This is a genomic window from Pseudomonas sp. 05N434, assembly GCF_056396965.1.
In genome coordinates, this window is sequence record NZ_JBFTMK010000418.1 from 1 (window position 1) to 5,210 (window position 5,210).

Sequence of the window (5,210 nt, forward strand, 5' to 3'; positions counted from 1 at the left end):
GTCTGGGATTTGGCTTTTTGCCGGACTCACTGAAGAAAGCGACCTGTTCGGGTCGCTTTTTTCGTTTCTGCCTTACTTATTGTTCGCCGTTGCGGCTGTGTCGGTAGTCGCTAACGGCCTCGTACACCGCTTTGCGCAACCGGTTGATTCCACCAATCGGCCGATGGGCTTCAAGGCCGAACCATGGATTGAACGACAGGTTGTCGCATTGCAGGTTCAGCGCCGGGGTGTCGAAATCCTGGGCGGGCAGCTTGATCCTGGCCACGGTTTCGAAGGGCGCGTCTCGTTCACGCCACTCGATGCTGGTGTCTTCGATCGGCATGTATTGGCCCGGATCCTGACGCTGGATCTGCAAAACGAAACAGGCCGGCACCCGATCAGTCGACAGCTGCTGGTTCAGCGCACTGCGCAGGAAGTTCGGCAGGTTTTGATTTTGCGTGGGCAGCGTGTAGGTCGGGCAGCTCTCCGGATCCGGTATCACCCGGAATTTGACGTTGGCCTCACCAAACTTGTACGGCGAAACCGAAAAGTAGGTGGTCTGGGTCGGGCTTGCCGGGGCAGGGGAGAGTGTCGCCAGCGCAATAAACAGATGACGAACCTGCCAGGTGCGCGGATCCCAAGCCGGGAAGAACGCCATTATCGTTTTGCCGTCAGCCTGAGCGGCCACATTCTGACGATACTCGGCGACATCGCTGACAAAGAAGTTCGGATGGTTGAACATCACGAAATCCTGCTCGTTGCGCCCTTGTCGATCACTCAGCAACTGTTTACCCGGCACATCGAACAACTTGATCGCCATGCCCCGGGCATCGCGGATGCTGTCGAACTGCGGATAGGCATTGCCGTTGGACAGACGCATCGTCGCTTGCCAGGTTTTGCCGGGTTCGCTGAACACGCCTTGGCGCAACGCCGTCGCCAGATCCGGCAGCACCTGAACCTCGGCCTTCACGCAACCATGGGCCTTGGCGTGAGCATCGCGCAGATAGCGAGTACTTTCGCGGTGTTGATCGACGATCCGCACCGCTGTCTGGATGATGTCCCGGGTCATCGCCGCTTCGCCGTCCGGAATCAGTTCTTCAGCCGATACCGGGCCGCGATGTTGCCAGGCGAGYCATGCCATGGTCAGCGCCCAGCCGAGGACCCCCAAACCCAACATCCAAAGCAGGGTTTTACCAAGGAAGGCACCCAGACGTAGCCAGAGCGTGATCAGCATGGGTCAATCCTTTTGACTGATGAGGTGGTCTGGCAATTGCGACTCCAGCGGGCCGCCCAACACTTTCAGGTATTCCAGCAGCGCCCAGCGCTCCTGCGGTTGCAGCAGGCGACCGATCACGCCATTACCGCGCTCGCCGTCGCGGAATTCGTGGCCGCTGTTGTGATTGCCGGTAATACGCGTGTCGAACACAAAACCGTTGGTGAAGGCTTCGGTGCGATAGCCCAGGTGTTTGGGATCGTATTCGAAGGTGCCCTTGTAGAACGTTGTTGCACGTTCATCCTGGGGCGAGAGCAGTTGATAAATGCTCGGCACCGAACCGTTGTGCAAAAACGGCGGCGTGGCCCAGACGCCCGCCAGCGGCCGGGCCTTATAGCTGCGTAATTCCTGGACGCCGATAGGCAAGCCGAAACCGTCCAGGTTCGGCCGCTCCGCCGGCGTCACATTGGCAGCGCGATAGGCCTGGTTCCCCACGAAAGCAGTGACGTAGGCCAGCCCCTTGGCCACTGACAACTGGCTCAAATCCAAGGGCTCCGTGGGTTTTGGATGCAATTGCACGTCCAGTTGCGCAAGCTCTGCCGGATCCCACTGCAGGGCTGTCAGATCGAAGCGGTGGTCGGCAATATTGTTGGCGGCGCCGGGGTCTGTGCCAATCACCTCCACGGGCAGTAAGTTCAGGTGGTGCACCGGTCTGCCGTCGCTTTGGGTGACGCGGGGGACGTGGCACCCAGCGCAGTTTTCCGCGAATAGTGCGCGGCCTTTTGCGGCCAACGGTTTGTCGATGGAGCCCAGCAAGGCTTCCGGCCAGACGGGCGGCTTGAGTCGTTGCAGGGTTTGTTCGATCCGGTGCAGATCGCGCACCCGGACGCTGGACGGGTAGCGATCGTCGCCCTTGAGGGGCTGCCCGCTGGCGTCGAAGAAATTCAGCGTGGCGCCGACACCCAGGGCCTCGCCGATGTTACGGGCCATCGGTTGCTGCGCCGAACCGTTCCACTGCACCCAGTCGAAGGTCCACATGTCCCACAGTTGCGGGTAGTCCACCGGCGCGTTGGCCACGCGGTAGTTGGCCGGCGAAATGGCGTCGCCGAAGCTGGCGTTGGCAATGCGCCCGAAGGCGTCGGTACGGCCGGGGCCTTCTTCGGTGGGGTAGAGCCCGCGATGGGTATCGTTCCAGGCCACTTTCAAGAAGGTATCGAGTGAGCTTTTGAAGTCCTGGCGTAGCTGTTGATGCCGGGCGTCATAGTCCTGGCCCAGGACATTGCGCGCGAAACGTTCGAATTTCCACGGGTTGTAGTAAGTCGAGGCGAGGCTGGCCACCAGTGCCTGGCCGAAACTGCCGCCGCGCAGGGTCGGGACGCTGGATGGCAACACATGCTGGGCCGAGCCACCGTCGATGCGCACGGCCTGGCCGTTGAAACGCAATTCGCCGGTGTGGCAGGCGGAACAGGTGATGTCCAGAAACTCTTCCTGGCTGCCCGGATTCTGATGACGGGCGAAACCGACGGGCAGGTTGCCAGGGTTGTCTGGCGTGGCTTTCTGGCTCGGATCGATCAGAAAACCAAAGCGTGCGAGGTATTCGGGGGCGGCGAATCGTTTTTGCGAGAACGGCAGTTCGAGCGCGTTGAACCAGTCATAGCGCAAGCCTTTGACCTGGGTGCCTTGGGGCGTGAAGTAGTAGGCCTGGCGGTCTGCGGCGCTCCATTGCTCCAGGTAATGCACCTGTTGCGCCGGTGACCAGGCCGGTAATTTCGGGTTGGCGACGTAGTACAGCACCACGGCGAGGCCCAGCCCCAGTAGTACTGCGATCAGAATCAGCAAGCGGATTATGAGGCGCACGATAAACATCCTTGTCAATTTGTAGCTCTCTTATGCCTCAGCTGATGAAGTGCGGCAAGAGGCCATTACGCCAAGGGCTGTGGGAACCGGCATCGGGGGCTGTGAGAGCCAGATGACAGAAGCTTCATCGTTCTAATCCCGAAATGCGTTTAAACACCTGAACTTATCGGAAGTTTCCTGCTCTCATGCCGGTAGCCATTGGTCGTGGCCGCCTGATAAGCTCGCGGCTTTACTCGATTGCCCTTTAGGCGCATGAACAAGGAAATAGCATGAAACAGCATCGGTTGGCGGCGGCGGTGGCCCTGGTTGGCCTGGTACTTGCGGGTTGTGATTCGCAGACCAGCGTAGAGCTGAAAACCCCGGCGCAAAAAGCTTCCTACGGCATTGGCCTGAACATGGGCAAAAGTCTGGCTCAGGAAGGCATGGATGATCTGGACTCCAAAGCCGTAGCCCAAGGCATCGAAGATGCCGTCGGCAAGAAAGAACAGAAACTGAAGGATGAGGAACTGGTTGAAGCCTTCGCAGCGCTGCAGAAGCGTGCCGAAGAGCGTTTGGCCAAGATGAGCGAAGAGTCGGCAGCCGCCGGCAAAAAATTCCTCGAAGAGAATGGCAAGAAAGCCGGTGTCGTCACCACGGCTTCCGGCCTGCAATACGAAGTGGTCAAGAAGGCCGATGGCGCACAGCCTAAGCCGACCGACGTAGTGACTGTTCACTACACCGGTAAACTGACCAACGGCACCGTTTTCGACAGCTCCGTCGAGCGCGGCAGCCCGATCGATCTGCCGGTCAGCGGTGTGATTCCGGGTTGGGTCGAAGGCCTGCAACTGATGCACGTTGGCGAGAAGTACAAACTGTACATCCCTAGCGACCTGGCTTACGGCGCCCAAAGCCCTAGCCCGGCGATTCCAGCCAACTCGGTGCTGGTATTCGACCTGGAGCTGCTGGGCATCAAGGATCCAGCCAAACAAGACGACGCCAAGTAATCCGCGTCTGCTCGAAAAAACAACGCCTCGCTTATGCGGGGCGTTGTTGCATCTGGGGTTTGGTGAAGGTAAACAAAGCGAACGGATGCGGTACGCTGCAGTCATAGCCAGTGAGAGTGCCCGAGCTAGACGGACCGGTGCGCCAAGTCAATGAAATCTTGGGTTTTTTTATGTGAGTAAAAAACGCCCGATCTGAGCAAGACCCTTGTGAAACGGGGCTTCCAGCGGTGAAATGCAGCTCTGTTCACAAGGTTATCCACAATTTGTGTGGATAACATTTCAGTGGGAGGAAAAGATGAAAATGCCCTGGAATTTCGCCCGCTTCCTGCCAATGGCCGGGCGCCTGCTCGCCCGTGGTCGTTTGCCGACCCTGCTGTTCGCGGTTGCCAGCAAAGGCGCGAGCCAAGGTAATCGTCTGGGCAAACTTAAAGACGATCTGCGCTTGTTACAGGCACTCTGCCTGGCCTACTGGCGTGATGACGAACTCAACGCCTTCCGCGCCTGGCGCAAGCGTCAGGCGCCGGAAAAACTCGCAGTGGTTGAACGCCTGCCCGATACCCCGGAACAGCTGCAACTTCAGGGCCCGAAAAAAAACTGAACCGATTCAGGATCATCCATATTCATACCCCCCGCGACCTTGGCCGCTGTTAGGATTACACTTCTAAGGAAAAGTGCCGACTCGCTACGTGTCGTTGTCCTACGGGGTAGTCATGGATATTCAGATAATTACACGCGAAGGCGAACCAGAATATGCGGTTCTGCCATGGGCTCAGTATCAGGCTCTACTGAAAGCAGCAGGCATCAACGAACAACCACCGCGCGAAGCCACAGTGCGTCCCGCGGCCACATCAGACCAGACTCTTCCGGGTCTGGATCAACTACGCAGTTTGCGCGAAGGGAAGGGCATCGCCATTGAGGCGCTTGCCCGCACGGTAGGCATCAGCCCGTCATATCTCGCCTTGATCGAAAGCGGTGAGCGTCAACCCGACGCTGCTATTCGCCGCAGCCTCGCCTGGGAGTTGACGGTGCCAGGATGGAGGGATGAATCGTGAGCGTACGCATCAGTCGTCAACATTGGGATGGATTGCTGGGGGAACTGGATCAGGCGCGCCGTCAGCGCCATCTTCTGACTTATCGGGCATTGCTGGAGCGATTGCAGCTACCCACGCCCGCCATGC

5 protein-coding genes are annotated in these 5,210 nt (G+C 58.9%); 3 read left to right on the top strand and 2 right to left on the bottom strand.

What is annotated here, in order from left to right:
• Nucleotides 1–76: 76 nt before the first annotated feature.
• Both AC1DLB_RS22195 and AC1DLB_RS22200 read right to left on the bottom strand, forming a co-directional pair.
• Nucleotides 77–1,213, bottom strand: a complete 1,137-nt coding sequence (locus tag AC1DLB_RS22195; RefSeq protein WP_477785651.1) for a catalase family protein — start codon at nt 1,211–1,213, stop codon at nt 77–79.
• Between the two features lie 3 nt (nt 1,214–1,216).
• The gene (locus AC1DLB_RS22200) at nt 1,217–3,049 is read right to left on the bottom strand and encodes a di-heme-cytochrome C peroxidase (protein ID WP_018925161.1); all 1,833 of its coding nucleotides are present in this window, start codon (nt 3,047–3,049) and stop codon (nt 1,217–1,219) included.
• Nucleotides 3,050–3,318: 269 nt separating this feature from the next.
• On the opposite strand from AC1DLB_RS22200, the gene AC1DLB_RS22205 reads away from it, so the two are divergent.
• From AC1DLB_RS22205 to AC1DLB_RS22215, 3 genes are all read left to right on the top strand, one after another.
• On the top strand, nt 3,319–4,032 hold the full coding sequence (locus tag AC1DLB_RS22205) for an FKBP-type peptidyl-prolyl cis-trans isomerase (protein WP_018925162.1): 714 nt from the start codon (nt 3,319–3,321) through the stop codon (nt 4,030–4,032).
• A 295-nt stretch (nt 4,033–4,327) separates the two neighbouring features.
• Nucleotides 4,328–4,630, top strand: coding sequence for a hypothetical protein (locus tag AC1DLB_RS22210; RefSeq protein ID WP_477785652.1), 303 nt, complete (start codon nt 4,328–4,330; stop codon nt 4,628–4,630).
• 112 nt (nt 4,631–4,742) lie between these two features.
• Nucleotides 4,743–5,084, top strand: coding sequence for a helix-turn-helix domain-containing protein (locus AC1DLB_RS22215; protein WP_026286335.1), 342 nt, complete (start codon nt 4,743–4,745; stop codon nt 5,082–5,084).
• The last annotated feature ends 126 nt before the right edge of the window (nt 5,085–5,210 follow it).